The 26,377-nt window shown below is 70.4% G+C and carries 26 protein-coding genes; 17 read left to right on the top strand and 9 right to left on the bottom strand.

The features are described 5' to 3' along the window. Nucleotides 1–43 precede the first annotated feature (43 nt). From QM772_RS09150 to QM772_RS09140, 3 genes are read left to right on the top strand one after another with little or no spacing between them, the layout of a single operon-like run. Entirely contained in the window at nucleotides 44–1,684 is a 1,641-nt protein-coding gene (locus tag QM772_RS09150) for a PepSY-associated TM helix domain-containing protein (RefSeq protein WP_415135673.1), read from the top strand. Further along, complete coding sequence (locus QM772_RS09145; protein ID WP_415135671.1) at nucleotides 1,677–1,985, top strand: DUF3325 domain-containing protein; 309 nt, start codon at nucleotides 1,677–1,679, stop codon at nucleotides 1,983–1,985. Before QM772_RS09150 ends, QM772_RS09145 begins: the two co-directional genes overlap by 8 nt. Then, nucleotides 1,940–4,060 carry a hypothetical protein gene (locus QM772_RS09140; protein ID WP_415135669.1) on the top strand — a complete coding sequence of 707 codons (2,121 nt, stop codon included), beginning with the start codon at nucleotides 1,940–1,942 and terminating at the stop codon, nucleotides 4,058–4,060. Before QM772_RS09145 ends, QM772_RS09140 begins: the two co-directional genes overlap by 46 nt. Nucleotides 4,061–4,160: 100 nt before the next feature. Here QM772_RS09140 and gatB read toward each other — a convergent pair whose 3' ends face one another. From gatB to gatC, 3 genes are all read right to left on the bottom strand, one after another. Beyond that, entirely contained in the window at nucleotides 4,161–5,639 is a 1,479-nt protein-coding gene (gene gatB / locus QM772_RS09135; RefSeq protein WP_415135667.1) for an Asp-tRNA(Asn)/Glu-tRNA(Gln) amidotransferase subunit GatB, read from the bottom strand. An 82-nt stretch (nucleotides 5,640–5,721) separates the two neighbouring features. Beyond that, nucleotides 5,722–7,188 carry an Asp-tRNA(Asn)/Glu-tRNA(Gln) amidotransferase subunit GatA gene (gene gatA / locus QM772_RS09130; protein ID WP_415135665.1) on the bottom strand — a complete coding sequence of 489 codons (1,467 nt, stop codon included), beginning with the start codon at nucleotides 7,186–7,188 and terminating at the stop codon, nucleotides 5,722–5,724. Continuing rightward, nucleotides 7,188–7,487, bottom strand: coding sequence for an Asp-tRNA(Asn)/Glu-tRNA(Gln) amidotransferase subunit GatC (gene gatC / locus QM772_RS09125; protein WP_415135663.1), 300 nt, complete (start codon nucleotides 7,485–7,487; stop codon nucleotides 7,188–7,190). The genes gatA and gatC overlap by 1 nt, the downstream gene beginning before the upstream one ends. A 201-nt stretch (nucleotides 7,488–7,688) precedes the next feature. Here gatC and QM772_RS09120 point away from each other — a divergent pair, with 201 nt between their 5' ends. The 5 genes from QM772_RS09120 (at nucleotide 7,689) to QM772_RS09100 (ending at nucleotide 14,089) form a co-directional block, all read left to right on the top strand. After that, nucleotides 7,689–8,732 carry a rod shape-determining protein gene (locus tag QM772_RS09120; protein ID WP_415135661.1) on the top strand — a complete coding sequence of 348 codons (1,044 nt, stop codon included), beginning with the start codon at nucleotides 7,689–7,691 and terminating at the stop codon, nucleotides 8,730–8,732. Between the two features lie 150 nt (nucleotides 8,733–8,882). Beyond that, nucleotides 8,883–9,884: a rod shape-determining protein MreC gene (gene mreC / locus QM772_RS09115; protein ID WP_415135659.1), complete on the top strand. Its 1,002-nt coding sequence runs from the start codon at nucleotides 8,883–8,885 to the stop codon at nucleotides 9,882–9,884. Continuing rightward, nucleotides 9,881–10,399, top strand: a complete 519-nt coding sequence (gene mreD / locus QM772_RS09110; RefSeq protein WP_415135657.1) for a rod shape-determining protein MreD — start codon at nucleotides 9,881–9,883, stop codon at nucleotides 10,397–10,399. Before mreC ends, mreD begins: the two co-directional genes overlap by 4 nt. A 64-nt stretch (nucleotides 10,400–10,463) precedes the next feature. Further along, nucleotides 10,464–12,413 carry a penicillin-binding protein 2 gene (mrdA, locus tag QM772_RS09105; protein WP_415135655.1) on the top strand — a complete coding sequence of 650 codons (1,950 nt, stop codon included), beginning with the start codon at nucleotides 10,464–10,466 and terminating at the stop codon, nucleotides 12,411–12,413. A gap of 146 nt (nucleotides 12,414–12,559) precedes the next feature. Further along, nucleotides 12,560–14,089, top strand: a complete 1,530-nt coding sequence (locus QM772_RS09100) for a catalase (protein ID WP_415135653.1) — start codon at nucleotides 12,560–12,562, stop codon at nucleotides 14,087–14,089. A 713-nt stretch (nucleotides 14,090–14,802) separates the two neighbouring features. Here the strand turns inward: QM772_RS09100 and QM772_RS09095 are convergent. After that, a complete protein-coding gene (locus tag QM772_RS09095) occupies nucleotides 14,803–15,201 on the bottom strand; it encodes a Fur family transcriptional regulator (RefSeq protein ID WP_415135651.1) in 399 nt (132 codons plus the stop codon). A gap of 131 nt (nucleotides 15,202–15,332) precedes the next feature. Here QM772_RS09095 and QM772_RS09090 point away from each other — a divergent pair, with 131 nt between their 5' ends. Next, entirely contained in the window at nucleotides 15,333–16,229 is an 897-nt protein-coding gene (locus tag QM772_RS09090; protein ID WP_415139529.1) for a metal ABC transporter substrate-binding protein, read from the top strand. Nucleotides 16,230–16,238: 9 nt separating this feature from the next. Here the strand turns inward: QM772_RS09090 and QM772_RS09085 are convergent, their stop codons facing one another. Genes QM772_RS09085 through QM772_RS09070 form a run of 4 tightly spaced genes read right to left on the bottom strand, consistent with a single transcriptional unit; the run spans nucleotide 16,239 to nucleotide 19,350 of the window. Then, nucleotides 16,239–16,781 carry a DUF3299 domain-containing protein gene (locus QM772_RS09085; RefSeq protein ID WP_415135649.1) on the bottom strand — a complete coding sequence of 181 codons (543 nt, stop codon included), beginning with the start codon at nucleotides 16,779–16,781 and terminating at the stop codon, nucleotides 16,239–16,241. A 1-nt stretch (nucleotide 16,782) separates the two neighbouring features. After that, complete coding sequence (locus tag QM772_RS09080; RefSeq protein ID WP_415135647.1) at nucleotides 16,783–18,054, bottom strand: ABC transporter permease; 1,272 nt, start codon at nucleotides 18,052–18,054, stop codon at nucleotides 16,783–16,785. Then, nucleotides 18,051–18,764: an ABC transporter ATP-binding protein gene (locus QM772_RS09075; protein ID WP_415135645.1), complete on the bottom strand. Its 714-nt coding sequence runs from the start codon at nucleotides 18,762–18,764 to the stop codon at nucleotides 18,051–18,053. Before QM772_RS09075 ends, QM772_RS09080 begins: the two co-directional genes overlap by 4 nt. A 10-nt stretch (nucleotides 18,765–18,774) precedes the next feature. Then, entirely contained in the window at nucleotides 18,775–19,350 is a 576-nt protein-coding gene (locus QM772_RS09070) for a DUF2796 domain-containing protein (protein WP_415135643.1), read from the bottom strand. Between the two features lie 130 nt (nucleotides 19,351–19,480). On the opposite strand from QM772_RS09070, the gene zigA reads away from it, so the two are divergent. Together zigA and fur are read left to right on the top strand one after the other, a co-directional pair. After that, nucleotides 19,481–20,683, top strand: coding sequence for a zinc metallochaperone GTPase ZigA (gene zigA / locus QM772_RS09065; protein ID WP_415135641.1), 1,203 nt, complete (start codon nucleotides 19,481–19,483; stop codon nucleotides 20,681–20,683). Nucleotides 20,684–20,727: 44 nt separating this feature from the next. Then, nucleotides 20,728–21,174 carry a ferric iron uptake transcriptional regulator gene (gene fur / locus QM772_RS09060; RefSeq protein ID WP_415135639.1) on the top strand — a complete coding sequence of 149 codons (447 nt, stop codon included), beginning with the start codon at nucleotides 20,728–20,730 and terminating at the stop codon, nucleotides 21,172–21,174. A gap of 14 nt (nucleotides 21,175–21,188) precedes the next feature. Here fur and QM772_RS09055 read toward each other — a convergent pair whose 3' ends face one another. Further along, the gene (locus tag QM772_RS09055) at nucleotides 21,189–21,656 is read right to left on the bottom strand and encodes a Fur family transcriptional regulator (RefSeq protein ID WP_415135637.1); all 468 of its coding nucleotides are present in this window, start codon (nucleotides 21,654–21,656) and stop codon (nucleotides 21,189–21,191) included. 167 nt (nucleotides 21,657–21,823) lie between these two features. Between QM772_RS09055 and ykgO the strand changes: the two genes are divergently transcribed. From ykgO to trpC, 6 genes are all read left to right on the top strand, one after another. Then, nucleotides 21,824–21,973, top strand: a complete 150-nt coding sequence (ykgO, locus tag QM772_RS09050; protein ID WP_415135635.1) for a type B 50S ribosomal protein L36 — start codon at nucleotides 21,824–21,826, stop codon at nucleotides 21,971–21,973. A 13-nt stretch (nucleotides 21,974–21,986) separates the two neighbouring features. Further along, nucleotides 21,987–22,880, top strand: coding sequence for an NAD(P)/FAD-dependent oxidoreductase (locus QM772_RS09045; RefSeq protein ID WP_415135633.1), 894 nt, complete (start codon nucleotides 21,987–21,989; stop codon nucleotides 22,878–22,880). A 292-nt stretch (nucleotides 22,881–23,172) separates the two neighbouring features. Beyond that, nucleotides 23,173–23,751 (top strand): anthranilate synthase component II, encoded by a 579-nt coding sequence (locus QM772_RS09040; protein ID WP_415135631.1) that lies wholly within the window; start codon nucleotides 23,173–23,175, stop codon nucleotides 23,749–23,751. A gap of 15 nt (nucleotides 23,752–23,766) precedes the next feature. Then, the gene (locus QM772_RS09035; RefSeq protein ID WP_415135629.1) at nucleotides 23,767–24,453 is read left to right on the top strand and encodes a LysE family translocator; all 687 of its coding nucleotides are present in this window, start codon (nucleotides 23,767–23,769) and stop codon (nucleotides 24,451–24,453) included. 34 nt (nucleotides 24,454–24,487) lie between these two features. Further along, complete coding sequence (trpD, locus tag QM772_RS09030) at nucleotides 24,488–25,516, top strand: anthranilate phosphoribosyltransferase (protein WP_415135627.1); 1,029 nt, start codon at nucleotides 24,488–24,490, stop codon at nucleotides 25,514–25,516. Nucleotides 25,517–25,567: 51 nt separating this feature from the next. Then, a complete protein-coding gene (trpC, locus tag QM772_RS09025; protein ID WP_415135625.1) occupies nucleotides 25,568–26,368 on the top strand; it encodes an indole-3-glycerol phosphate synthase TrpC in 801 nt (266 codons plus the stop codon). The last annotated feature ends 9 nt before the right edge of the window (nucleotides 26,369–26,377 follow it).

Here is a 26,377-nt window from a genome sequence, read left to right as displayed (position 1 = left end):
TTCGATGCATGAACCCCCGTTATCGCCCAGCCTGCGCCAAGCCATGGCCTGGCCGCACACCTGGTTCGGCCTGGTGCTGGGCTACGTGCTGATGGCATGCTTCTTCTTCGGCGCGCTGTCGGTGTTCGACCGCGAGATCGACCGCTGGGCGATACCCGAGACGCGCTTCGCCGCGCAGCCCATGCCCTCGTTCGACCGCGTGCTGCGCCCCATTTTCGAGGGCATGCAGCCGGACAAGGAGAGCCTGGACGAGCTGCGCGGCAAGCTGACCGGCCCGCCGCCCGCGCGCTTCGAGGTGGTGCGCAGCTGGGGCGCCTACACCACCCATCGCGACCCGGTGCTCGGCCTGTACGCCAGCTACGAAGTGCCGGGCGCCCGCGACCCCGACGACACGGCCTGGGGCAGCCGCACCATCGACCCGCGCAGCGGCGCGGCGTTCGCCGACGACCGGCTCAAGATCGGCAGCGGCTTCTTCTATCCGCTGCACTTCAGCCTGAACCTGCACTGGATGGACCTGGGCTACTGGATCGTCGGCCTGGCGGCGCTGGCCATGCTGGCCGCGCTGGTCTCCGGCGTGGTGCTGCACCGCAAGGTGTTCCGCGAGTTCTTCACCTTCCGCCCCGCCAAGGCCGCCCGGCGCGGCACGCTCGACCTGCACGACATGACCGGCGTGCTGGCGCTGCCGTTCCACTTCTTCTTCGCCTTCACCGGGCTGGTGATCTTTGCCGGCATCTACTTCCCCATCACGGCAACCCAGCTCAAGCCCCTGCACGAGCTGCATGAGCGGGTCGAGGCGCGCGAAACCGGCCTGCCGCACGACCGCGCGGGCACGCCGGCCCCCCTGGCCTCGGTCGATGCCATGGTGCTGGAAGCCCGGCGCCGCTGGGCGGCCAGGGGCATGGGCGGCGAAGTCGGGGCGCTGTCGCTCACCCACGTGGGCGACGCCAACGGCTACGTCAGCGTGTACCGCGCGGGCACCGACCGCGTGGCGACGGTGGGCGAGGGCATCCACTTCCAGGCCAGCACGGGCCAGGTGCTGCGCGAAGACCCGCCGCGCAGCGCGGTGGACAGCGTGAGCGAATTCCTCACCGGCCTGCACCTGCAGCACTTCCGCCACTGGCTGCTGCGCTGGCTGTACCTGCTGGGCGGGCTGATGGGCTGCGTGTGCATCGCCACCGGCTTCGTCTTCTTCGTCGAGAAGCGCAAGCAGCAGCACACGAAGCAAGGCAGCCAGGGCAGCCGGGTGGTGGACGCGCTGGCCGTGACCACGGTGACCGGCATGCTGGTCGCCACGCTGACCATCCTGATCGCCAACCGGCTGCTGCCCGAAGCGCTGCCCAGGCGGGGCGACGTGGAGCAGTACGTCTTCTGGGCCGCTTGGGCGCTGGCGCTGCTGCACGCCTTCTGGCGCAGCGCGCCCGTGGCCCGGGGGAAGATCAACCCCGCCTGGCGCGAGCAATGCTGGGCCGTCGCCGCCCTGGCGCCAACCGCGGTGCTGCTGAACTGGCTCACCACCGGCGACCACCTCGTCAAGACGGTGCTCACCGACACCTACTGGCCCGTGGCCGGCGTGGACCTGGGCCTGCTGGCGACGGCGGCCCTCGCCGCGTGGGCGGCGCGCCAGTTGGGCCACCGCGCCCTGGCCGACCTGCCCTCGCCCCGAATCAAGGCGGCTCATGCGTGAGGCGGCGCTGCTGGCGGCGGCACTGCTGGCCTGCACCCTGGGCATGGGCTGGCTGGCGCTGGCGATGCAAGCACACTGGGCGCAGGTGTGGCCCGGCGTCCCCCTTGCCCGCCCGGGACGCCTGCGGGTGCTGGGCGCGCTCGCGCTGGCCGCCAGCCTGGCGCTGTGCCTGGCCGCCGACCACGCCTCCATGGCCGTGCTGGTGTGGGTCATGGCGCTGGCCGCCTCGGCGCTGGGGGTGGCGATGGTGCTGACGTGGCGGCCGCGCTGGCTGCGGGGACTGGCCTGGGCGGCGCGGTGAGGCGGGCGGCGCTGCTCCTGGCCGCCGTGCTGGCGCCGCTGGCGCGCGCGTCCGCGCCCGAGGACGCGCTGCTGCTGGACGCCTTCATCCAGACCTCGCCGTCGACCGGCGCGCCGCCCACGCGGCGCACCGAGCTGCGCCTGTGGCAGGACGCGCGCACGCTGCACGTGCAGATCAGGGCCCATGACCCCGAGCCCGGCGCCATCGTCGCGCGCCAGATGCGCCGCGATGTCGAGGGCATGCTGGCCGAGGACCAGGTGACGCTGGTCCTCGACGCCGAAGGCGCCGGCCGCCACGGCTACCTGTTTGCCGTCAACCCCCACGGCGCGCAGTTCGACGCCCTGATCTACGACGGCGGCCAGATGCGCTTCGACTGGGACGCCCGGTGGGAGAGCGAGGCGCGCATCGAGCCCTATGGCTGGAGCGCCCGGCTGGCCATCCCGCTGTCCGTCTTCGGCCACGGTGAATCCACCACGTGGCGCCTCAACGCCGAGCGCTGGATGCCGCGCGGCAGCGAGCGCGTGCGCCTGGCCGGCGCCCGGCCCGACCGGCCCGTCCACGCCCTGGGCGAAGGCGTGCCCATCCCCGCCCCACGGCCCGAACACCAGGGCTGGGGCCTGCGCATCAAGCCCTCCCTGCGCCTGACCCACGAATCCCCGGCCGCCTCCGGCACCGGGCGCGCCCGCCAGCGGCTCGAACCCGGTCTGGAGCTGTTCCACGAGAGCGAAGCCGGCCTGCGCACCACCGCCGCGCTGAACATCGACTTCGGCGAGGCCGAGGCCGACGAGCGCAGTGTCAACCTCACGCGCTTCGAGCTGTTCCGCCCCGAGAAGCGCGAGTTCTTCCTGCGCGACGCCGGGCGCTTCAGCTTCGGTGGTCTCGCGGATGCGGCCGTCACGCCGTACTACTCGCGCCGCATCGGCCTGGATGCCGGCGGGCGCGCGCGCGGGCTGGACGCCGGCATCAAGCTCACCGGCCGCCTGGCGGGCACCGACTTCGGCGCCTTCGCCGCAAGAGTGGCCGGCGGGCCGACCGAGCCCGGCGAGCCCGAGCAGAAACCCACCGACGTCGCCGTCATCCGTCTGGCCCGCCCGCTGGACAGCCGCCAGCGCCTGGGCCTGATCGCCACGCGCGGCAACCCCCAGGGCACGGCCGGCAGCCACCTGTGGGGGGTGGACTACCAGTTCCGCGACACCGCCTGGGCGGGCGGCAAGACGCTGGAAGGGCATGCCTGGGCGATGCATTCGTCCAATGCCGGGGTGAACGGGCAGGCCTGGGGCGGCAGCCTGAGCCACCTGAACATCGGCCCCGTGGCCGAGGTGCAGGTGCAGCGCATCGGCCAGGGCTTCGAGCCGGCGCTGGGCTATCTGGCCGAGGCCAACGTCATTCGCGGCGAGGGCACGCTGGGCTGGTGGCACCGCACGGAGGGCGGGGCGGACGTGACCCCCGGACTGGACTGGAACTACCGGCGCACGCTCGACGGCGGCGAACGCACGCTGGTGCTGAACCCGGAGCTGGGCTACACCAGCGCCGCCGGCGATTTCTTCATCGCCGAGGCGTTCTTCGAGCAGGACAAACTGGCCCAGGGCTACGCCCCGGTGCCGGGCACCTGGGTCGCGCCGGGCAGCTACCGCTGGCACTACCTGTTCGGGCTGCTGGAGACTTCGCATGCGCGGCCGCTGTGGGTGTCGGGCGAGCTGCGGGCGGGCGGCTTCTACGACGGGCGGCGCAACGACCAGTCGGCGACCGTCGGCTTCAAGCCCTCGGCGCGGTGGGAGGCGCGCGTGGGGCTGGGCCGCCACGCGATCCATCTGCCCACGGGGCGCTTCACGGTGAAGCTGGCGACGCTGCGGCTGGACCACACGCCGAGCACGCGGCTGGCCGGCAGCCTGCTGCTCCAGTGGGACAACGTCAGCCGCGCGCTGGGGGTGAGCGCGCGCCTGCGCTGGCAGTGGGCTCGCGGGCGCGAGGCGGTCTTCTCGCTGGACCGGCTGGGCTACACCGGGGCGCAGCGCCGGCTGGAGCCGCAGCAGACGCGGGCCATGCTCAAGCTGGTGTGGAACCTGGAGCGCTGACGGGGGCCGGCCGGCGGTTTCAAGCCTTTCAGTTCTCCAGCACCCGCCAGGAAAGCGCCGGCAGCTATTTATTTGGGAGCATGCCGGCCGCCGGCCGCCCTCACCCGATCCGCGCCTTGAGCAGCGCGTTCACCTGCGCCGGATTGGCCTTGCCCTGGCTGGCCTTCATCACCTGGCCGACCAGGGCGTTGAATGCCTTGTCCTTGCCGGCCTTGAACTGCGCCACGTTGTCGGGGTTGGCGGCGATCACCTCATCGACGATTTTTTCCAGCGCGCCGGTGTCGTTCATCTGCTTGAGGCCCTTGGCCTCGATGACGGCATCGACCGCGCTGCCTTCGCCCCGCGCCGCCGCGTCGGCGGCGCCTTCGCCGTTCCACAGCGCCTCGAACACCTGGCGCGCGGCGGCGTTGCTGAGGGTGCCGTCCTGGATGCGGCCGATGAGCTGGGCCAGTTGCGCGGCCGGCACCCTGGCGGCCTCGATGCCGATCTCCTCGGCGTTCAGACGCTTGGAAACCTCGCCCATGATCCAGTTGCTGGCCAGCTTGGGCTGGCCGCTGGCCTTCGCGGCTTCCTCGAAGTACGCGGCCATGCCGGTGGATTGGGTGAGGGTGGCGGCGTCGTACTCGGGCAGCCCGTAGCCGCTGACGAAGCGCTCTGCCATTCCGCGAGGCAATTCGGGCATCCGCGCGCGCGTGTCCTCGATCCACTGCTCCGAAATACAGAGCGGCGGCAGATCGGGGTCGGGGAAGTAGCGGTAGTCGGCCGAATCCTCCTTGGTGCGCATGGCGCGCGTCTCGCCGGTGTCGGGGTCGAACAGCACGGTCGCCTGCTGGATGGCGTGGCCGTCCTCCAGCTGCTCGATCTGCCAGCGGATCTCGTAGTCGATCGCCTGCTGCATGAACTTGAAGCTGTTCAGGTTCTTGATCTCGCGCCGCGTGCCCAGCGGCTGGCCCGGCTTGCGCACGCTGACGTTGGCGTCGCAGCGGAAGCTGCCCTCCTGCATGTTGCCGTCGCACACGCCGATCCAGGTGACGATCTTGTGCAGCTCCTTGGCGTAGGCCACGGCCTCGGCGCTGCCGCGCATGTCGGGCTCGGTCACGATCTCCAGCAGCGGCGTGCCGGCGCGGTTCAGGTCGATGCCGGACTGGCCGTGGAAGTCCTCGTGCAGCGACTTGCCGGCGTCTTCTTCCAGGTGGGCGCGCACCAGGCGCACGGTCTTCTTCTCGTCGCCGACGAAGAACGACACCTCGCCGCCCTGCACCACCGGAATCTCGAACTGGCTGATCTGGTAGCCCTTGGGCAGGTCGGGGTAGAAGTAGTTCTTGCGGGCGAAAACGCTGCGCGGCGCGATGTGGGAGCCGAGTGCCAGTCCCAACTTGATGGCGCACTGCACCGCCTCGCGGTTCATCACCGGCAGCGTGCCGGGCAGCGCCAGATCGACCGCGCAGGCCTGGGTGTTGGGCGCGGCGCCGAAGGCGGTGGGCGCGCGGCTGAAGATCTTGCTCTGCGTCTGCAACTGGGCGTGCGTCTCGAAGCCGATGACGACTTCGTAGCCCTGGATCAGCTTGGGGGCGGTCATGTCCGGTCTCCCGCCGGGCCGCCCCAAGGGAGGCCAGCCCCCTCGGGGGGCAGTGAATACACGAAGTGAGGAACGTGGGGGCTCATAGGAAACCCTCCGGTCGGCGGAGGTGGAAATCGGTGGCCTGCTGCAAACGGTGCGCCACGTTCAGCAGTCGGCCCTCCTGCAAATAGTTGCCGATCAGTTGCAACCCGACGGGCATGCCGCCCTCGCCGAAGCCGGCCGGCACGCTCATGCCGGGCAGGCCGGCCAGCGAGGCGGGCAGGGTGTAGATGTCGGCCAGGTAGTCGGCCAGCGGGTCGGCGCCGTGCGCGCCCAAGTGCCAGGCCACGCTGGGCGCCACCGGGCCGGCGATGACGTCGCACTGCGTGAACGCCTGCTGGAAGTCGCCCGCGATCATGCGGCGAATCTTCTGCGCCTGGAGGTAGTAGGCGTCGTAGTAGCCGTGGCTCAGCACGTAGGTGCCGGTCATGATGCGCCGCTGCACCTCGTCGCCGAAGCCCTGGCTGCGCGTCTTCTTGTACATGTCCTCCAGGTCGGCGTACTGCGGGGCGCGCAGGCCGAACTTGACGCCGTCGAAGCGGCTCAGGTTGGAGCTGGCCTCGGCGGGGGCGATGACGTAATAGACGGGGATGGCCAGCTCGGTGCGCGGCAGGCTGATCTCGACCAGTTGCGCACCCAGCTTTTGCAGTTCGGCCAGCGCGGCGTCGATGGCGGCGCGAACGTCGGCGGCCAGGCCGCCTGCGAAGAACTCCTTCGGCAGGCCGATGCGCAGGCCGTCCAGCCCGTCGTTCAGGGTGCGCGTGAAGTCCTCGGCCGGCTCGTCGAGCGAGGTGGCATCGCGGTCGGGGTCGGGGCCGCACATGGCCGAGAGCAGCAGCGCGCAGTCCTCGGCCGTGCGCGCCATCGGGCCGGCCTGGTCCAGGCTGGAGGCAAAGGCGATCATGCCGTAGCGCGACGCGCGGCCATAGGTCGGCTTGATGCCCGTCAGGCCGCAGAAACTGGCCGGCTGGCGGATGGAGCCGCCGGTGTCGGTGCCGGTGGCCGCCGGCACCAGGCCCGCCGCCACGGCCGCCGCGCTGCCGCCGGACGAGCCGCCGGGCACGCGCGACACGTCCCACGGGTTCTTCACCGGGCCAAAGGCGCAGTTCTCGTTGGCCGAGCCCATGGCGAACTCGTCGCAGCTCAGCTTGCCGAGGCAGACCATGCCGCCCTCGGCCAGCCGGCGCACCACGGTGGCGTCGAACGGCGAGCGGTAGCCGGCCAGGATGCGCGAGCCGGCGGTGGTCGGGAAGTCGCGCGTGACGAAGATGTCCTTGTGCGCCAGCGGCACGCCGGTCAGCAGCGGCGCGCCGCCCGCCGCCCGCCGCGCGTCGGCGGCGCGGGCCTGGGCCAGCGTGGCGGCGCGGTCGGTGGCGAGGAAGGCGCCGAGATCGGCGTGCTGGTCGATGCGCGACAAGAAATGCTCGGCCAGTTCGACGGCCGACACGCGTTTCGCTTGCAGTTCAGCGCCCAATTGCGCCACGGTAAGTTCGTGCGGCGCGCTCATCACTCGATCACCCTCGGCACCAGGAACAACCCGCCCTCGACGGCCGGCGCACTGCGCTGGTTGGCCTCGCGCTGGTCGGGCTCGCTCGCTACGTCATCGCGCAGGCGCAGTTGCACGTCGCGGATCGCGGCCACGGGGTGGGCCAGCGGCTCGACGCCAGTGGTGTCCACCGCGCGCATGGCCTCGACGATGCCGAAGAAACCGTTGAGTTTGGTGAGCATGCGCTCACTCCGATCATCATCGAGCTGGAGCCGCGCCAGGTGCGCGATGCGGTCGATGTCCGTGCGGGTCAGAGACATGGAAAAAATGCCAGAAACGGGAGGGCTGGGCGGACTCTTTTGCATGCCCGCCAGGGTGGCCGGCCGGTCCGATACGGTATTATCCCGCCTTTACCGCAACGGCCCGGGAACGGGCCGTATTTGCACGAAAAGCGCAGCCATTTCGCAGCGAACACAGGAGCCGCGGCAGTGGTGCCGGCCGGCGGCCCAGAAGGATTTTTCATGTTTGGAGCTTTCCGTCGGTACTTCTCCACCGACCTGGCGATCGACCTGGGCACCGCCAACACCCTGATCTACGTGCGCGACAAGGGCATCGTGCTGGACGAGCCCTCGGTGGTCGCCATACGCCACGAAGGCGGCCCGCAGGGCAAGAAGACCATCCAGGCGGTGGGCCGCGAGGCCAAGGCCATGCTGGGCAAGGTGCCGGGCAACATCGAGGCCATCCGGCCCATGAAGGACGGCGTGATCGCCGACTTCACCGTCACCGAGCAGATGCTCAAGCAGTTCATCAAGATGGTGCACCCGCGCGGCCTGTTCCGGCCCAGCCCGCGCATCATCATCTGCGTGCCCTGCGGCTCCACCCAGGTGGAGCGGCGCGCCATCCGCGAATCCGCGCTGGGCGCGGGCGCGAGCGAGGTGTATCTGATCGAGGAGCCGATGGCCGCGGCCATCGGCGCCGGCCTGCCGGTGAGCGAGGCCAGCGGCTCGATGGTGGTGGACATCGGCGGCGGCACCACCGAGGTGGGCGTGATCTCGCTCGGCGGCATGGTCTACAAGGGCAGCGCGCGCGTGGGCGGCGACAAGTTCGACGACGCCATCATCAACTACATCCGCCGCAACTACGGCATGCTGATCGGCGACCCGACGGCCGAGCTGATCAAGAAGGAGATCGGCAGCGCGTTCCCCGGCAGCGAGGTGCGCGAGATGGAGGTCAAGGGCCGCAACCTCAGCGAGGGCGTGCCGCGCAGCTTCACCATCAGCAGCAACGAGATCCTGGAGGCGCTGACCGAGCCGCTGAACAGCATCGTCTCCGAGGTGAAGAAGGCGCTGGAAGAGACCCCGCCCGAACTCGGCGCCGACATCGCCGAGCGCGGCATGATGCTGACCGGCGGCGGCGCCCTGCTGCGCGACCTGGAGCGCCTGCTGGCCGAGGAGACCGGCCTGCCGGTGCTGGTGGCCGAGCAGCCGCTGACCTGCGTGGTGCGCGGCTGCGGCCTGGCGCTGGAGCGCATGGAGCGGCTGGGCAGCATCTTCACCAACGAATGACACGCGCCGCCGCCGCGCGGACGCAATTCATAACAAAATATGGCGCCAGCGCCCGCCCATCAAGCGCTGGCAGCTCCTCTTTCAGGAGCAAAATGGCGCTTGCACGCTGCCGCGCCCTGCTCGCGGCGGCCTTGATTCCCCACTGACCCCATGCCGCTGGAGACGCTGGACCGCACGCCGCCGCCCTTCTTCAAGCAGGGGCCGTCGGCGCTGTCGCGCCTGGTGTTCTTCGGCGCGCTGGCGCTGTTCCTGATGGTGGCCGACGCGCGGCTGCACCTCGTGCAGCCGCTGCGCGCGGCCATCGCCACGGTGCTGTACCCGGCGCAGTGGCTGGCCTTGCAGCCGGTGCAGGCGGCCGAGACCTTCGCCAGCTACCTGACCGACCTGAAGACCGCGCGCAAGACCGAGGAGGCCGCGCGCCGCAAGCTGGCCGAGCAGTCGCAGCGCGCCGGCCAGGTGGAGCAGCTGGCGCTGGAGAACCAGCGCCTGCGCGCCCTGCTGGCCCTGCGCGAGCGCGTGCAGACGCCCGGCACGGCGGCGCAGGTGCTGTACGACGCCACTGACCCGTACAGCCGCCGCGTCGTCATCGACAAGGGCCAGTTGCAGGGCATCGCGGCCGGCTCGCCGGTGATGGACGAATCGGGCGTGCTCGGCCAGATCACGCGGGTGTACCCTTTCGTCAGCGAGATCACCCTGCTGATCGACCGCGACCAGGTCATCCCCGTCATGAACGCGCGCACCGGCACCCGCAGCGTCGCCTACGGCGACCCGTCGCCGCACGGCGGCATGATGGAGCTGCGCTACATGTCGGTCACCGAGGACGTGAAGGAAGGCGACCTGCTCACCACCAGCGGCGTGGACGGCGTCTACCCGCCCGGCCTGCCGGTGGCCCGCGTGGCGCGGGTGGACCGGCGCAGCGACACCAGCTTCGCGCGCATCCAGTGCCAGCCGGTGGCGCGGCTGCAGGGCGTGGCCCACGTGATGGTGCTGGCCCCTGTGACGCCGCAGCCCGATGGCGCATCGGCGGCCGCCGCCGGCGCCACCGCGGCCGATGCGCCCGCAGCCGCCGCGGCGGAGGCGGCCTCCGCGCCGCCGCCGGCCGCCTCCGCCACGCCGCCCGCGCGCCGCGCGCACGCCGGAGCCCGCCGATGATCATGCCGCGCGGCCAGGTGCTGCTGCTGCCGGCCAGCCCCGGCTTCATCTGGGGCAGCCTGCTGGTGGCGCTGATGCTGAACCTGCTGCCGCTCGGCCGCGTGGTCTGGATGCCCGACTTCCTGGCCGTGGTGCTGGTGTTCTGGAGCATCCACCAGCCGCGCCGCGTGGGGCTGACCGCGGCCTTCCTGTTCGGCCTGGCGCTGGACGTGCACCAGGCCGCGCTGCTGGGCCAGCACGCGCTGGCCTACACGGTGCTGATCTACTTCGCCATCATGCTGCACCGGCGCATCCTGTGGTTCTCGGTGCCGGGGCAGGCGACCCAGCTGCTGCCGCTGTTCGCCGCCGCGCACGCCATCACCATCGTGCTGCGGCTGATCGGCGGCGGCGCGCTGCCGGGCTGGGACGTGCTGCTGGCGCCGCTGCTCGAAGCGGCGCTGTGGCCCATCGTCAGCGCCCTGCTGCTGGCGCCTCAGCGGCGCGCCCCCAACCCCGACGCCAATCGTCCGATATGAATAAAATCGGCCTCCAGCGCTTGACTGGCAAGCGCGAGCAGCTACCTTAAACATAGCAAACGCCATGACCGAGCTGCGCAACGTCGAAGCCGAGCTGACGCGCTTTCGCGTGCGCCTGGCGGTGGTCGCGCTGGTGGTGCTGGCCTGCTTCGCGCTGCTGGGCTGGCGCCTGTACACGCTGCAGGTGCTGCGCCACGACGAGCTGGCCGAGCGCGCCGAGACCAACCGCACGGCGGTGGTGCCCATCGTGCCCAACCGGGGCGAGATCCTCGACCGCAACGGCGTCGTGCTGGCCACCAACTACAAGGCCTACACGCTGGAGATCACGCCCTCGCGCACCGGCCGGCCGCTGGACGAGGTGATCGACGCCATCGGCCAGGTGGTGGAGATCACCCCGCGCGACCGGCGGCGCTTCAAGCGCCTGCAGGAGGATTCGCGCAGCTTCGAGTCGCTGCCCATCCGCACGCGCCTGTCGGACGAGGAGGTGGCGCGCTTCGCCGCCCGGCGCTACCGCTTTCCGGGGGTGGAGATCAAGGCGCGCCTGTTCCGCACCTACCCGCTGGGCGAGACCGGCGCGCACGTGGTCGGCTACATCGGCCGCATCAACCAGAAGGAAAAGGAGCGCATCGAGGACTCCGACGATGCCGCCAACTACCGCGGCACCGACCACATCGGCAAGCTGGGCGTGGAGGCCAGCTACGAACCGGTGCTGCACGGCACCACCGGCGTCGAGCAGATGGAGACCTCGGCCGGCGGCCGCGCCGTGCGCCGGCTGGCCAGCCACCCGGCGACGCCGGGCGACTCGGTGCGCCTGACCATCGACATCAACCTGCAGAAGCTGGTGGAAGAGCTGTACGGCGAACGGCGCGGCGCGCTGGTCGCCATCGACCCGGCCAACGGCGAGGTGCTGGCCTTCGTCAGCAAGCCCACCTTCGACCCTAACCTGTTCGTCGAGGGCATCGACCAGGAGAGCTGGGCCGAGCTGAACGAATCCATCGACAAGCCGCTGCTGAACCGGGCCCTGCGGGGCACCTACCCGCCCGGCTCCACCTACAAGCCCTTCATGGGCCTGGCCGCGCTGGAGACGGGCAGGCGCGCGCCCGGCACCATCGTGATGGACGGCGGCTCGTGGACCTTCGGCGGCCATACCTTCCGCTCCGGCCACGCGCTGGGGCCGGTGGACCTGTACCGCAGCATCGTCAAGTCGAGCAACGTGTACTACTACCAGCTGGCCAACGACATGGGCGTGAACGCCATCCACGACTTCATGAAGCCGCTGGGCTTCGGCCAGATCACCGGCATCGACATCCCGGGCGAGACGCGCGGCATCCTGCCCTCCACCGAATGGAAGCGCACCACCTACCGCCGGCCCGAGCAGCAGAAGTGGTACGCGGGGGAGACCATCTCGCTGGGCATCGGCCAGGGCTACAACAACTTCACCATGCTGCAGCTGGCCGGCGCCACCGCCACGCTGGCGGCCGGCGGCGTGCGCCACGTGCCGCACCTGGTGCAGGCGCGGCAGGACCCGCTGACGCAGCAGTTCCAGGCCGTGCCGCGCCCGCCCGCGCAGCCGCTGGGCTACGCGCCGCAGAACGTGGCGCTGGTCAGGCGCGCCATGGTCGGCGTCACGCAGGAGGGCACCTCGCGCGGCGTGTTCGCCGGCGCGCCCTACCTCTCGGGCGGCAAGACCGGCACCGCGCAGGCCGTCACCATCGGCCAGAAGGGCCGCTACAACGCCGCCAAGCTGGCCGAGCACCAGCGCGACCACTCGCTCTACATCGCCTTCGCGCCGGCCGACGCGCCGCGCATCGCCGTCGCCGCCATCGTCGAGAACGCCGGCTTCGGCGCCGCCCACGCCGCGCCGCTGGTGCGCCGCGCGATGGACTACTGGCTGGCCGGCCTCTACCCCAGCGAGCAGGACCTGAAGGCCGTGCAGCGCGGCCAGGCCAGCGCCCCCATCGGCACGCCGCGCCAGGCGGCCGAAATGGCCCTCCAGCGCGGCACGGCGCCCTGACTCCCCCAACCTGGCATCAGCGCCGATCGGTGCCGCCTATTGAATTGATAAAAACTATTGACTTCCCGATTCCTGGTGAGCCTATCTACCATTCAGGCAGCCCGTTCCTCGGGCCCCGATAAACCCATTCCAACGAAGGAGCCGCCATGCCCCGCGATGCCAAGACCTGCCCCGTGACCCACCTGACGACCGACTTCGGCGCCCCCGTGGTCACCAACCGCGACAGCCTCACCGCCGGCCCGCGCGGCCCGCTGCTGGCCCAGGACGTGTGGCTGAACGAAAAGCTCGCCAACTTCGTGCGCGAGACCATCCCCGAGCGCCGCATGCACGCCAAGGGCTCCGGCGCCTTCGGCACCTTCACGGTGACGAAAGACATCACCCAGTACACCCGCGCAGCGATCTTCAGCCAGGTCGGCAAGAAGACCGAGATGTTCGCCCGCTTCACCACCGTGGCCGGCGAGCGCGGCGCGGCCGACGCCGAGCGCGACATCCGCGGCTTCGCCCTCAAGTTCTACACGGAAGAGGGCAACTGGGACATGGTGGGCAACAACACGCCGGTGTTCTTCCTGCGCGACCCGCGCCAGTTCCCCGACCTGAACAAGGCCGTCAAGCGCGACCCGCGCACCAACCTGCGCAGCGCCCGCAACAACTGGGACTTCTGGACCCTGGTGCCCGAGGCGCTGCACCAGGTCACCATCGTCATGAGCGACCGAGGCATCCCCGCCAGCTACCGCCACATGCACGGCTTCGCCTCGCACACCTACAGCTTCTGGAACGCCAAGGGCGAGCGCTTCTGGGTCAAGCTGCACTTCAAGACCCGGCAAGGCATCAGGAACCTGACCGACGCCGAGGCCGAGGCCCTGGTCGGCAAGGACCGCGAGAGCCACCAGCGCGACCTGTACGAAGCCATCGAGCGCGGCGACTTCCCGAAGTGGACGATGTACATCCAGGTCATGCCCGAGGCCGACGCCGAGCAGTACCGCCTGCACCCCTTCGACCTGACCAAGGTCTGGTACAAGAAAGACTACCCGCTGATCGAGGTCGGCGAGTTCGAGCTGAACCGCAACCCCGAGAACTTCCACCTCGACGTCGAGCAGAGCGCCTTCTCGCCGTCCAACCTGGTGCCCGGCATCGGCGCCAGCCCCGACCGCATGCTGCAAGCGCGCCTGTTCAACTACGCCGACGCGCAGCGCTACCGCCTGGGCGTGAACCACCACCAGATCCCCGTCAACCGCGCGCGCTGCCCCGTGCACAGCAACCACCGCGACGGCCAGGGCCGTGTAGACGACAACTACGGCGGCCTGCCGCACTACGAGCCCAACAGCTTCGGCCAATGGCAGGCGCAGCCCCAGTTCGGCGAGCCGCCGCTGCGCCTGGCCGGCGAGGCCAAGCACTGGTCCTACCACCAGGACGACGACAACTACTTCGAGCAGCCGCGCAAGCTGTTCCAATTGATGACGCCGGCGCAGCAGGAAGCGCTGTTCGGCAACACCGGCCGCGCCATGGGCGACGCGCCCGAGTTCATCAAGTTCCGCCACATCCGCAACTGCCACGCCGCTGACCCGGCCTACGGCGCCGGCGTGGCGAAGGCGCTGGGCATCGACCTGCAGAAGGCGCTGGCCTCGAAGGAAGCCGACCCGATGTTCGGCAACCCGCTGGTGCCGCTGCCGGCGTAAAAGGTTGAGCATCAAACAGGCTGCCAGCGCTTGTACAGAAAGCGCTGGCAGCTCTTCTTTTGGTAGCAATTCGAGATATCGAGGAGGGCCGCCGGCGCTGCGGCAGGCTTGGCAGCCGCATGGCGCGCATACCCCTGCCGCGACGACTCTGACCCCTACCGGAAACGGGTGCGTGCGGTCATGCGGAAAGTCACCGCAACCGGCACGCAGCCGTTCGCAGGCATCCAGCCGCGGTCTCTCGACGGCCCCGCCGATGGCACGGGGCTGGCGGCGCAGTTCTACGAGATCGGCGGCGTCACGTACAGCCAGGGCGTGCTCTACGCGAGCGACAGGTACCTCGACCCAGAGCCGGCCATGCACCGCCGCATCTCGCAGGACGCCATGGCGAGCACCGTCGTATTTCCGCTGAGCCCCAGCCCGGCCGACCATCAAGGGAGCCTCTACGAGTGGCGCGGCAATGCCCTCGTCCGCTGGAGCGACGGCGCCATCTACGGCAGCGGCGCGACGGCCGACTCAACCCCGCGGCGCAACACCGACGGCAGCCTGACGAACTGCCCGGCCGCTGTTTCGATGAGTCTGCCAGCAGCGAGGTCAGCCAGCTACTGTCTCAGCAGCTTGCCCGCGCATACCCAGGCGCATGTGCCGCTGGAATCTGGCTCACCTGGGGTGGCTATTGGGCTCACGGATGGGATGCGATGGCCCCGCAAGACGCTTCAGGCGTGCTGGCCGCGCCGCCTGGCGGGCGGGCGGCAGTCGCTGCAATATCCGTACAGGGTCAGCTCGTGGCTTTCCACGGTGAAGCCCTTGGGCACGAGCTTGCGCATGTCGCCCGGGCAGGCGTGCACGTCGAACACGCGCTGGCAGCCGTTGCAGCGAAAGTGGTGGTGGTGCTGGTGCCCGGCCATTTCGTAGCGCGGGGGCTCGCCGGGCAGTTCCACCGGCTGGATCTCGCCGGCTTCCGTCAGCTGCTTGAGGTTGCGGTAGACCGTGGCCAGGCCCAGCGCCGGCACGTCCTGCTGGGCTGCCTGGAGGATTTCGCCGGGCAGCAGCGGCCGCCCGGCGGCTTCGATGGCCGAGCGGATCGATTGGCGTTGGCGGGTCGAGCGTTCCATGGGCGCCATTGTGCAGCCCGGCCGCGGGGGTGCCAAGGCAGGACAATAATGATTGTCCATTATCATCAGTGCTTCACCGTACCTGCCACTGGAGATTGCTTGTGAAAACGTTCCCGCCGCGCCGCCGGCTCATGCTGGGCGCCGCGCTGGCCGCGGCCCTGCCTGCCTGGGCGGCAGCGCCCCGGCTCCAGGTCGTCGCCAGCTTTTCCATCCTCGCGGACATGGTCCGGCAGATCGGGGGCGACGCGGTGGAGGTGGCGTCGCTGGTCGGTCCCGATGGCGACGCGCACGTGTTCGAGCCCACGCCGCAGCACGCGCGTGCCTTGCAGCAGGCGCGCGTGCTGGTCGTCAACGGGCTCGGCTTCGAGGGCTGGATGCCTCGGCTGAAGAAATCGGCGGGCTTCAAGGGGCTGGAGGTCGTCGCCTCGCGCGGCGTCAAGCCGCGCCACTTCGCACACGCCGCACACGAGCACGGCCGCCACCGTCACCACGGCGACGAGCACGACCCCCACGCCTGGCAAAACGTGAAGAATGCCGTCGTCTACGCGGGCAACATCGCCGACGGCCTGGCCCAGGCCGATCCGGCTCGCGCCGCCCATTACCGCGCGCGCGGCGCCGACTACGCGGCGCGCCTGAGCGCGCTGGACGCACGCATCCGGCAGACGCTGGCCGCGCTGCCGGCCGGGCGGCGCAGCGTGGTCACCACGCACGACGCCTTCGGCTACTACGCCGACGCCTATGGGCTGCGCTTCGTGCCGGCGCGCGGCCTCTCGACCGAGTCGGAGCCTTCGGCGCGCGAGCTGGCGGCGCTGATCGAGCAGGTGCGCCGCGAGCGCATTCCCGCCATCTTCGTCGAGAACATCGCCGACCCGAGGCTGCTGGAGCAGCTGGCGCGTGAGACCGGCGCGGTGATCGGCGGCCAGCTCTACTCTGACGCGCTGTCGCCGCCCGGCGGCCCGGCCGCGACCTACGCCGAGATGATGGAGGCCAACACCGCCGCGCTGGCCCAGGCGCTGGCCGCCCGCTGAGCGGGCGGGCTATTTCTCCTCGTACTTCTCCACCCGCGCGGCCTGCATGCTGTAGCCGCTGGCGCCCCATTCGGACTTGCCGCGCGCCAGGCCCAGCGTGCCGCTGACCCAGACCGCGCTCATGGTCTGGAAGCCCTTGACTGGCGGGTTGGCGCGCACGTGGATGATCTGGTTGGCCGGCGGCGGCGGCGTGTGGATGCAGGCGCCGAAGTAGGGCACCAGCAGGAACTCGCGGATGCCCTTGGCGCCCGATTCCAGCGGAACGAGGAAGCCGGGGATCCTCACTGGACGGCCGGTGACGGCGGGCACCGTGGGCGCCTCGTCCCAGATCTTGCGCATGCGGTCGTACAGCGCCTGCGTGCGCGGATCGGTGTCGGGCAGCACGGCGAGCTTCTGCAGGTCGCGGAAGGACTTCATCGGATCCCAGTCGGGCGGCACCAGCGCCTCCCAGGTGATGTCTTCGTAGGTCGCCGGCTGGGCCCGCGACGCGGCGCCCAGGCTCAGCGCCGCGGCCAGCAGCCGGCGCCGTGAAAGGGAAGGTGTCTGGAGCATGTCAAATCCTCGGAGACAGGCCATCGGCCAGCGACAACCGGTAGGCGCGCCAGCCCGGCAGCAGGCTGGCGCACCAGCCTGCGATGAGCAGCCCGGCCAGCAGCGCCCATTGCATGGGTGTGGGCTGCGCCAGTTGCAGCGACAGGCCGAAGGCCGATTGCAGCCACGGCCCCAGGGCCAGCACGCTGGCCGCCAGCGCCGCGACGCCCAGCAGGACACCGGCCAGGGTCAGCAGCAGCCCTTCGAGCGCCAGCAGCATCAGCACGTGGTACGCGCTGGCGCCCACCGCGCGCAGCACGGCCAGTTCGCGCCGGCGCTCGTTCAGGCCCGCGAGCACGGTGGACATCAGGCCCGCCATGCTGACCAGCGCCACCAGGCCCGCCATCAGCAACAGCGCCTGCTCGCCCGCGCCCACCACGTCCCACAGCTCGTCCAGCGCCACGCCGGGCAGGATGGCCATCAGCGGCTCGCCGGCGAAACCGTTCACCTGCCGCTGCGCCGAGAACACCGCCGCGCGGCTGTGCAGGCCCACCAGCGCTGCCGTCACGCTCTGGGGTTGCAGGTCCATACGGCGCGCTTCTTCGGCGCTGACGCGCTGGCCGGGCAGCCGCGCGCCGCCCATCCAGTCCACGTGGATCGCCTCCATCGCTTCCAGGCTGATGTGCACCGTGCGGTCCACCGGCGTGCCGGTGCGCGCCAGGATGCCGCTGATGGTGAAGGGCTTGTCCGCATGGCTCGCGCCCAGGCTGACCTCGCCGGTGCCGTGCGCCAGCGTGATGCGCTGGCCGACGTGGTAGCCCAGCCGGTCGGCCACCTCGGCGCCGACCACGGCGTCGTACAGGTCGCTGAAGCGGTGGCCCTCGCGCAGCCGCAGCGGCTGCTCTTCGCCGTAGCGGAAATGCTCGAAATACGCCGCCGTGGTGCCCAGCACCGGAAAGCCCCGGTGCGAATCGCCCAGCGACAACGGCACCACCCAGGCCACGCCACGCAGGTGTTCCAGCGCCTGGATGCTGCTCCAGCGCACGTTGTTGGTGGCCGCGCCGACATGGAACACGGCGTACAGCAGCAACTGCACCGAGCCCGTGCGCGCGCCGACGATCAGGTCGGTGCCCGACACCGCCGAGGAGAAGCTGCTGCGCAGATCGGTGCGCACGCGCTCCACGCCCAGCAGCATGAAGGCCGAGAGGGCGATCGAGCAGACCGTCAGCAGCAGGGTGAAGCGCCGGTTCCAGGCGCTGCGCCAGGCCAGGTTCAGCAGGAAGCCTCTGCTCATGCGGCCTCCCGCGCCTGCGCGGCGCGGTTGATGGCGGGCAGCGCCACCTGGCGCGCGAAGCGCCCGGCGATGCGGCGGTCGTGGCTGACCAGCACCAGCGCGCTGCCGGCCGTGGCGCAGGCCGACAGCAGCAGGTCCAGGAATGCCTCGCGCCGGTCCTCGTCCAGCGCTGAAGTCGGCTCGTCGGCGATCACCAGTTCGGGCTGCCCGATCAGGGCGCGCGCGGCCGCCACGCGCTGCTGCTGGCCGACCGACAGCGTGTGCGCGGCGCGCCGCCAGACCGATGCATCCAGCCCCATGCCGGCCAGCCAATGCTCGGCGGCCGTGCGCAGCGTGCCGGCCTGGCGCAGCGCCGCGTCGCGCCGCCGTGCCGAGAAGTGGCAAGGCAGCAGCACGTTGTCCAGCGCGGTGAGGTAGGGCAGCAGGTTGAACTGCTGGAAGATGTAGCCCACGTGATCGACCCGCTGGCGGTCGCGCGCGGCGGGGCGCAGGTCGGCCCAGGGTGTGCCGAGCAGCGCCGCGCGACCCGCCTGCGGCAGCAGCACGCCGGCCATCAGCGACAGCAGCGTGCTCTTGCCGCAGCCGCTGGGGCCGTGCAGGAAGACGGCCTCGCCGCGCTCGACGCCGAAGTCGGCGATGTCGAGGCACATTTCGGCGTTGCCCGGCCAGGCGAAGCGCAGGTCTTGCAGCGCCAGCAGGCGGTCCGCCATGGTGCCGCCGTCAGCGCGCCAGGCTCAGGCGGGCGGCGCCCGGCCGCAGCGTGCGTTTGAACTGGCCCTGGGGCGAGGCCACCTGCGCGTCGATGGTGCGCAGACGCTTGTAGGCGTCGAACAGCCTGACGTCGATGAAGCGGGCCTGCGCGGCGTCGGCGCAGGTGAAGACGACGCTCATGTCGATGTCGGCGTGCTCGCCGTGGTCATGGTCGTGGCCGTGCGCTTCCCCGGCCCGGCCGAGGCCGAGCGCAGCCGATTGCAGATCGACCTTAGACAGCTTGCACCCCGCGGCCGGGTCGGGCTGGAACAGCTGGTCGGCCGCGTTCAGACGCGCCACCAGGTCCGACACGCGCTTGCGCTCGGCATCGGTGCGCGGCGCGCGCTCGAAGCCGAGAAAGTTGTCCAGCGGGGATTCGACCGCCAGCGTGATCGACTGCGCATCGACCGCCGCGTCCAGCGCCAGGCGCCCATGCGTATGGGCATGCTGCTGCTGCGCGGCCGCCGGCAGCGCGAGGGCCAGGCTGGCGAGAACCAGGGCGGGCACATGGGCGCCGCCGACGTGACGGGATGACGGCTTGGGCATGGGCATCTCCTTGGGAACGGGTGTTGGCACCTGCAAGTGAGATCGTATTATCAAATAAGTTCATTTCTCCCTATAATGCAATCAAGTTGCATTAAGAGCGGCGGCCTTCCCGTTTCTCCATCCCCACGCCATGACAACCCCATCGAACGAGCGCCTGCCCGTGACCGTGCTGTCCGGCTTCCTCGGCGCGGGCAAAACCACGCTGCTCAACCACATCCTGAACAACCGCGAAGGCCGCCGCGTGGCTGTCATCGTCAACGACATGTCCGAGGTGAACATCGACGCCGACCTGGTGCGCCAAGGCGGCGCGGAGCTGTCGCGCACCGACGAGAAACTCGTGGAGATGACCAACGGCTGCATCTGCTGCACGCTGCGCGAAGACCTGCTGGTCGAGGTGCAGCGGCTGGCGCGGGACGGCCGGTTCGATCAGCTCGTCATCGAATCGACCGGCATTTCCGAGCCGCTGCCTGTGGCCGAGACCTTCACCTTCGCCGGGGAGGACGGCAGAAGCCTGTCGGACGTCGCGCGGCTGGACACCATGGTCACCGTGGTCGATGCCTTCAACTTCCTGAAGGACTACGGCTCGCGCGACAGCCTGCAATCGCGCGGCGAGTCGCTGGGCGAAGAAGACGCGCGCACGGTGGTGGACCTGCTGGTCGAGCAGATCGAGTTCTGCGACGTGATCGTGCTGAACAAGGCCGACCTGATCACCGCCGAGCAGCGTGCGCAGCTCATGTCCATCCTGCGCGGCCTCAACTCGCGCGCGCGGATCGAGGCGTCGGCGTTCGGCAGGGTGGCGCTGGAGTCGGTGCTCGATACAGGCCTGTTCGACTTCGAGCAGGCGGCGCGGGCGCCGGGCTGGCTCAAGGAACTGCGAGGCGAGCACACGCCAGAAACCGAGGAATACGGCATCGCCAGCTTCGTCTATCGGGCGCGCCGGCCGTTTCATCCCAAGCGCTTCTTCGACTGGGTGGAAAGCGAATGGCCTGGCGTGGTGCGCTCCAAGGGCTTCTTCTGGCTGGCGAGCCGGCCGACCTACGCCGGTTCGTGGTCGCAGGCCGGGGCCGTGGCGCGGCATGGCGCGGCCGGCTACTGGTGGGCGGCCGTGCCGCGCGCGCATTGGCCACGCGACCCCGAGGCGCGCGCCATGATCGATCGGCACTGGCAGGACGGCGTGGGCGATGCGCGGCAGGAACTGGTGCTGATCGGCACGGGCATGGACGAGCCGGCGCTGCGCCGGCGCCTGGACGCCTGCCTGCTGACCGATGCCGAGATGGCCCAAGGCCCGGGGGCCTGGGCGCGCTACGAGGATCCTTTCCCGGCATGGAGTTGATCCGCCGGCCTGCGTGAAATGTCCCGAGCGCGAGGAAGAAGCCCATGAGCCAGCCCGCCGAACTCAAGAGCGCCGGCCTGAAGGCCACGCTGCCGCGCCTGAAGATCCTGGACCTGTTCCAGAACGGGCCGCAGCGCCATTTCACGGCCGACGACATCTACCGGCTACTGCGGCAAGGGCGCCAGGAGATCGGTCTGGCCACGGTGTACCGCGTGCTGTCGCAACTGGAGCAGGTCGGGCTGCTCAAGCGCAGCAGCTTCCAGCTCGACAAGGCCGTCTACGAACTGGACGATGGGCGCCACCACGACCACCTCGTCTGCCTCGATTGCGGCAAGGTGGAGGAGTTCCACGACCGCGCCATCGAGGAGCGGCAGGTCGCCGTGGCGCGCCGGCACGGATTCCGCCTGCAGGCGCACGCGCTGGCGCTTTACGGCGTCTGCGCGAAGGCCGGCTGCTCCAGCAAGCCGCGGCGGCACACCGCCGGCCGCTGAGCCCGGCACGCGCGTCAGGCCGCGTGCCTGCCGCAGTCCGCGCACGTGCCCCGCAGGGTGACGGCGGACGCCTGCGCCCGGATGCCCTGGCGTTTGAGCGCCTTGCCCAGCCGGGCCAGCGCGGCCGGCAGTTCCGGGTCGTCCGGCAGGGGAAGGACCTTGTGGCAGCAGGAGCACTCGAAGACGTGGCCCGAGCCGCTGGCATGCAGGGCGAAGCGGTTGCGGCGGTCGGCCCCGGCCAGGGTGTCGCACAAACCCGCGCCGGTCAGGCGCTCCAGCACCCGGTACAGCGTCACCTTGTCCGGCGGCGCGCCGAATTCTCTTGCATAGGCGCGCTGGATTTCCTCATGCGTCATCGGCACTTCAGCCCGCCGCATCACGCCGAGCACACCCAGCGTCGCCGAGGTGGCGCGCAGCCCGTGCCGGCGAAGCACGGGCGGCCAGTCGTCGGCGGCCGGGAGCGTGGTGAAAGGGCGTGGCATCGGACGGTTGTGCACAGGCGCGGCGACAGGCCCGTGCACCTGCCTGCCGGGATGATAGATCGACGACAGGAGCTGCCAGCGAGCACGAGCGGAAAGACATTATTGATAATATATTTTCATTAAAAGCTAGACTCGCTGCTCTTCATTCATCTTCTGCAGGAGCTGTCATGCAAGTTCTCTCGTCGCTCAAGGAAGCCAAGAACCGGCATCGGGATTGCCAGATCGTCAAGCGCCGCGGCGGCATCTACGTGATCTGCAAGTCGAATCCCCGCTACAAGGCGCGCCAGGGCGGTGCGAAGAACAAGCACAAGCGCTGAGCGAATCGAGGTTATGGCGACGGAAGACTTCGACGCCGCCGTGATCGGCGGCAGCTACGCCGGCCTGTCGGCCGCGTTGCAGCTGGCGCGGGCGCGGCGGCGGGTGCTCGTGATCGACGCGGGCGAGCGCCGCAACCGCTTCGCCGAGACCTCGCACGGGCTCCTGGGCCAGGACGGGCGCCCGCCCGCCGCCATTGCCGCCGAAGGGCGGGCGCAGCTTATGGCCTACCCGGACGTGCGCTGGCGCGAGGCGACGGCCACCCATGCGGCGCCAAGCGGCAGCGGCTTCGACGTGCGCATCGGCGCGGGCGAGGTGGTGCACGCGCGGCGGCTCGTCCTGGCCTTCGGGGTGGTCGATGAACTGCCCGGCATCGAGGGGCTGGCGCCCCGCTGGGGCAGGAGCGTCTTCCACTGCCCCTACTGCCATGGCTACGAACTCCATCAGGGCCGCATCGGCGTGCTCGGCGTGGCCGGCATGTCGCTGCACCAGGCCCTGATGCTGCCGGACTGGGGCACCGTCACCTTCTTCACGAACGGCGCCTGCGCATTGGACGAGGCGCAGCGCACGGCGTTGGCGGCACGCCGCGCTGTGGTTGAACCGCGGCCCGTGGCCCGTATCGTGGATGCCGCGACGGTCGAACTCGTGGGTGGCGAGCGCATCGTGCAGGACGGCCTGTTCGTGGCCAGCCGCACGCGCGCGGCCAGCCCGATCGCCGAGGTGCTGGGCTGCGCCTTCGAGGCCGGGCCGCTGGGGGCGTACATCAAGACCGACGCGTTCAAGGAAACGTCCGTGCCCGGCGTATTCGCGTGCGGCGATGCGGCGCGCCCAGCGGGAAACGTGGCGTTCGCCGTGGGCGATGGCGCCCAGGCCGGCGCGGCCGCGCACCAGTCCCTGGTGTTCCGGTGAGCGTGTAAACTACCTCGCCGGCAACGCCTTGCCGTGTATTCAGAACCTTTGATGACCCCCGCTTTCCCATCCAGCGCAGTGCAGTGGTGGCGCTTCCCGTAGGAAGCGGCATGTCGCTGCGGTTGCGAACCGCACCTTGCCGCCGTACCGGTGGACAAGGGCAGGTCAGATGGCTCTCCGGCACGGCGGCTCCAACCCACGGAGAATGGCCGATGTCCCTCACCCGATTCCCTTCCGCCGGCCGGCGGGCAAGCCCCTTCAGCGGGGCGGTTCGACCCATGGAGAGCGCGCGATGAAGCTCCTCATGCTGGACAACTACGACAGCTTCACCTTCAACATCGTGCAGTACTTCGGTGAGTTGGGCGCCGAGGTGACGACGCTGCGCAACGACGAGGTCACGCTGGATGAGCTCGATGCCCTGTTCCAGGCGGCTGAGTTCGAGCGCCTGTGCATCTCGCCCGGCCCCTGCTCGCCGGCCGAGGCGGGGGTGTCGGTGGCAGCCATCCGGCACTTCGCGGGCAAGCTGCCGATCCTGGGCGTGTGCCTGGGCCACCAGGCCATCGGCGCGGCCTTCGGCGGCGACGTGGTGCGCGCCGGCCAGCAGATGCACGGCAAGACCAGCGTCATCACCACCGACCAGCAGGGCGTGTTCGCCGGCCTGCCGAAGCAGTTCACCGTCAACCGCTACCACTCGCTGGCGATCGCCGGCAAGACCCTGCCCGAGTGCCTGGCCGTCACCGCCACCAGCGAGGACGGCGAGATCCAGGGCGTGCGCCACAGGACGCTGGACGTGGAGGGCGTGCAGTTCCATCCCGAGAGCATCCTGACCGAGCACGGGCACGCGATGCTGGCGAACTTTCTGCGCCGCTGACCGGGGAGTGCGGCCATGCCCGACGCCCACCATCTGCTGGTCTTCATCGCCGCCGGCCTGCTGCTCAACCTGACGCCGGGGCCGGACGTGATGTTCATCGTCGCCAACGCCGTGCGCGGCGGCTGGCGCGCGGGCGTGGCGGCCGCGCTGGGCATTTGCGGCGGCTGCCTGGTGCACGTGCTGGCGGCGGCGCTGGGCGTGTCGGCCCTGCTGATGGCCAGCGGCACGGCGTTCACGGCGCTGAAGTGGCTGGGCGCGGTCTATCTGGTGTGGGTTGGGGGGCAGATGCTGCGGGGCGCGCTCGGGCCGGATGCTTCTGAATTGATAGCTGCCAGCGCTCGCCAGACGGGCGCTGGAGGTCGATTTGATGCTGAAAACAACATGCCCGTCGCCACCGTGCTGCGCCGCGGCTTCCTGACCAACGTGCTCAACCCCAAGGTGGCGCTGTTCTTCCTGGCCTTCGTGCCGCAGTTCATCGCGCCCGGCACGGCGCACCCGGGCGCGGTGTTCCTGGCGCTGGGCCTGATCTTCACCGCCAACGGGCTGCTGGTGTGCGTCGGCTGGGCGCTGGCCGCCGCCTGGGCGGCACGGCGCGCCGGGGCGCTGAAGCGCGCCATGCGCTGGCTCGACGGCCTGGCCGGCGGCTTGTTCGTGGCCTTCGGCGTGCGGCTGGCGCTGGCCGAGCTGCCGGCGCGCCCCTGACCTTCTTGACCACTTCCACCGAGCGAGACGAACGATGATCACCCCACAGGAAGCGCTGCTGCGCACCATCGAGCACCGCGAGATCTTCCACGACGAGATGCTGCACCTGATGCGCCTCATCATGAAGGGCGAGATCTCGCCCCTGATGGTGGCCGCCATCATCACCGGGCTGCGTGTGAAGAAGGAGACCATCGGCGAGATCACCGCCGCCGCGCAGGTGATGCGCGAGCTCTCCACCAAGGTGCCGGTGGCCGGCACCACGCACCTGGTGGACATCGTCGGCACCGGCGGCGACGGCTCGCACACCTTCAACATCAGCACCTGCGCCATGTTCGTGGCCGCCGCCGCCGGCGCCAAGGTGGCCAAGCACGGCGGGCGCAGCGTGTCCAGCAAGTCGGGCAGCGCCGACGTGATGGAGGCGTTGGGCGTCAACATCAACCTGGCGCCCGAGCAGATCGCCCGCAGCATCGCCGAGACTGGCGTGGGCTTCATGTTCGCGCCCAACCACCACCCGGCCATGAAGAACGTGGCGCCGGTGCGGCGCGAGATGGGCGTCAAGACCATCTTCAACCTGCTGGGCCCGCTGACCAACCCGGCCGGCGCGCCCAACATCCTGATGGGCGTGTTCCACCCCGACCTGGTGGGCATCCAGGTGCGCGCCTTGCAGCGCCTGGGCGCCGAGCACGCCGTGGTCGTCTACGGCCGCGACGGCATGGACGAGGTCAGCCTGGGCGCCGCCACCCTGGTGGGCGAGCTCAAGGGCGGCGAGATCAGCGAGTACGAGATCCATCCCGAGGACTTCGGCCTGGCCATGCAGAGCAACCGCAGCCTCAAGGTCGAGACGCCGCAGGAATCCGTCGCCATGCTGCGCGGCGTGCTGGCCGGCGACGCCGGCGCCGCGCGCGACATCGTGCTGCTGAACGCCGGCGTGGCGCTGTACGCGGCCGGCCTGGCGCCGAGCATGCAGGACGGCATCGGGCGGGCGCGCGAGGCCATCGATTCGGGTGCGGCCCAGGCCAAGCTGACGCAGGTGGCGGCGTTCGGCCAGCAGGCCGGTTTTTAAGGAAAATCATGCACTGGTGCCCGCCAGTCGGGCGCAAGGAGCTATCGAAATATGAGTGACATCCTGGACAAGATCGTCGCCGTCAAGCGCGAGGAGGTGGCCGCGGCGCTGAGGAAGAAGCCGCTCGCCGCCGTGCGCGAAGACGCCGAAAGTCGCGTGCTCACGCGCGACTTCATCGGCGCGCTGCGCGCCAAGGTGGCCGCCGGCCAAGCCGCGGTGATCGCCGAGGTCAAGAAGGCCAGCCCCAGCAAGGGCGTGATCCGCGCCGACTTCGTGCCGGCCGACATCGCGCAGAGCTACGCGCAGGGCGATGGCAAGGTCAGCGCCGCCTGCCTGTCGGTGCTGACCGACCGGCAGTTCTTCCAGGGCAGCGTCGATGGCCTGAAGCAGGCGCGCGCCAGCTGCGACCTGCCGGTGCTGCGCAAGGACTTCATGATCGACCCCTATCAGGTCTATGAGGCGCGCGCCATGGGGGCCGACTGCATCCTGCTGATCGCCGCCTGCCTGTCGGATGCGCAGATGGCCGAACTGGAGGCGGTGGCGCACGCGCTGGACATGGCGGTGCTGGTCGAGGTACATGACGGCGCCGAATTGCAGCGCGCGCTCAAGCTCAAGACCCCGCTGGTCGGCATCAACAACCGCAACCTGCGCACGTTCGAGACCTCGCTGGACACCACGCTCGGCCTGCTGGCCGACGTGCCGGCCGACCGCCTGCTGGTCACCGAGAGCGGCATCGCCACCCGCGCCGACGTGCAGCGCCTGCGCGCGGCCGGCGTACACGCCTTCCTGGTCGGCGAGGCGTTCATGCGCGCCGGCGAGCCGGGCGAGGCGCTGGCCGAGCTGTTTCGCTGATCGCTATCG

Origin of the sequence: Ottowia sp. (assembly GCF_047601385.1) — a bacterium.
GTDB lineage: Bacteria > Pseudomonadota > Gammaproteobacteria > Burkholderiales > Burkholderiaceae_C > Ottowia.
This window is presented reverse-complemented; position numbering and strand designations above follow the sequence as displayed.

What these genes read in the sequence shown, in the direction of transcription:
- QM772_RS09095 (WP_415135651.1), bottom strand. Translation starts at nt 15,201, where the DNA reads ATGGAACGCTCGACCCGCCAACGCCAATCGATCCGCTCGGCCATCGAA.
- QM772_RS09100 (WP_415135653.1), top strand. Translation starts at nt 12,560, where the DNA reads ATGCCCCGCGATGCCAAGACCTGCCCCGTGACCCACCTGACGACCGAC.
- gatC (WP_415135663.1), bottom strand. Translation starts at nt 7,487, where the DNA reads ATGTCTCTGACCCGCACGGACATCGACCGCATCGCGCACCTGGCGCGG.
- QM772_RS09085 (WP_415135649.1), bottom strand. Translation starts at nt 16,781, where the DNA reads ATGCTCCAGACACCTTCCCTTTCACGGCGCCGGCTGCTGGCCGCGGCG.
- QM772_RS09075 (WP_415135645.1), bottom strand. Translation starts at nt 18,764, where the DNA reads ATGGCGGACCGCCTGCTGGCGCTGCAAGACCTGCGCTTCGCCTGGCCG.
- trpC (WP_415135625.1), top strand. Translation starts at nt 25,568, where the DNA reads ATGAGTGACATCCTGGACAAGATCGTCGCCGTCAAGCGCGAGGAGGTG.
- gatB (WP_415135667.1), bottom strand. Translation starts at nt 5,639, where the DNA reads ATGACCGCCCCCAAGCTGATCCAGGGCTACGAAGTCGTCATCGGCTTC.
- zigA (WP_415135641.1), top strand. Translation starts at nt 19,481, where the DNA reads ATGACAACCCCATCGAACGAGCGCCTGCCCGTGACCGTGCTGTCCGGC.
- QM772_RS09035 (WP_415135629.1), top strand. Translation starts at nt 23,767, where the DNA reads ATGCCCGACGCCCACCATCTGCTGGTCTTCATCGCCGCCGGCCTGCTG.
- QM772_RS09120 (WP_415135661.1), top strand. Translation starts at nt 7,689, where the DNA reads ATGTTTGGAGCTTTCCGTCGGTACTTCTCCACCGACCTGGCGATCGAC.
- QM772_RS09080 (WP_415135647.1), bottom strand. Translation starts at nt 18,054, where the DNA reads ATGAGCAGAGGCTTCCTGCTGAACCTGGCCTGGCGCAGCGCCTGGAAC.
- trpD (WP_415135627.1), top strand. Translation starts at nt 24,488, where the DNA reads ATGATCACCCCACAGGAAGCGCTGCTGCGCACCATCGAGCACCGCGAG.
- gatA (WP_415135665.1), bottom strand. Translation starts at nt 7,188, where the DNA reads ATGAGCGCGCCGCACGAACTTACCGTGGCGCAATTGGGCGCTGAACTG.
- mreC (WP_415135659.1), top strand. Translation starts at nt 8,883, where the DNA reads ATGCCGCTGGAGACGCTGGACCGCACGCCGCCGCCCTTCTTCAAGCAG.
- QM772_RS09040 (WP_415135631.1), top strand. Translation starts at nt 23,173, where the DNA reads ATGAAGCTCCTCATGCTGGACAACTACGACAGCTTCACCTTCAACATC.
- QM772_RS09090 (WP_415139529.1), top strand. Translation starts at nt 15,333, where the DNA reads ATGCTGGGCGCCGCGCTGGCCGCGGCCCTGCCTGCCTGGGCGGCAGCG.
- mreD (WP_415135657.1), top strand. Translation starts at nt 9,881, where the DNA reads ATGATCATGCCGCGCGGCCAGGTGCTGCTGCTGCCGGCCAGCCCCGGC.
- fur (WP_415135639.1), top strand. Translation starts at nt 20,728, where the DNA reads ATGAGCCAGCCCGCCGAACTCAAGAGCGCCGGCCTGAAGGCCACGCTG.
- QM772_RS09070 (WP_415135643.1), bottom strand. Translation starts at nt 19,350, where the DNA reads ATGCCCAAGCCGTCATCCCGTCACGTCGGCGGCGCCCATGTGCCCGCC.
- mrdA (WP_415135655.1), top strand. Translation starts at nt 10,464, where the DNA reads ATGACCGAGCTGCGCAACGTCGAAGCCGAGCTGACGCGCTTTCGCGTG.
- QM772_RS09045 (WP_415135633.1), top strand. Translation starts at nt 21,987, where the DNA reads ATGGCGACGGAAGACTTCGACGCCGCCGTGATCGGCGGCAGCTACGCC.
- QM772_RS09145 (WP_415135671.1), top strand. Translation starts at nt 1,677, where the DNA reads ATGCGTGAGGCGGCGCTGCTGGCGGCGGCACTGCTGGCCTGCACCCTG.
- ykgO (WP_415135635.1), top strand. Translation starts at nt 21,824, where the DNA reads ATGCAAGTTCTCTCGTCGCTCAAGGAAGCCAAGAACCGGCATCGGGAT.
- QM772_RS09055 (WP_415135637.1), bottom strand. Translation starts at nt 21,656, where the DNA reads ATGCCACGCCCTTTCACCACGCTCCCGGCCGCCGACGACTGGCCGCCC.
- QM772_RS09150 (WP_415135673.1), top strand. Translation starts at nt 44, where the DNA reads ATGGCCTGGCCGCACACCTGGTTCGGCCTGGTGCTGGGCTACGTGCTG.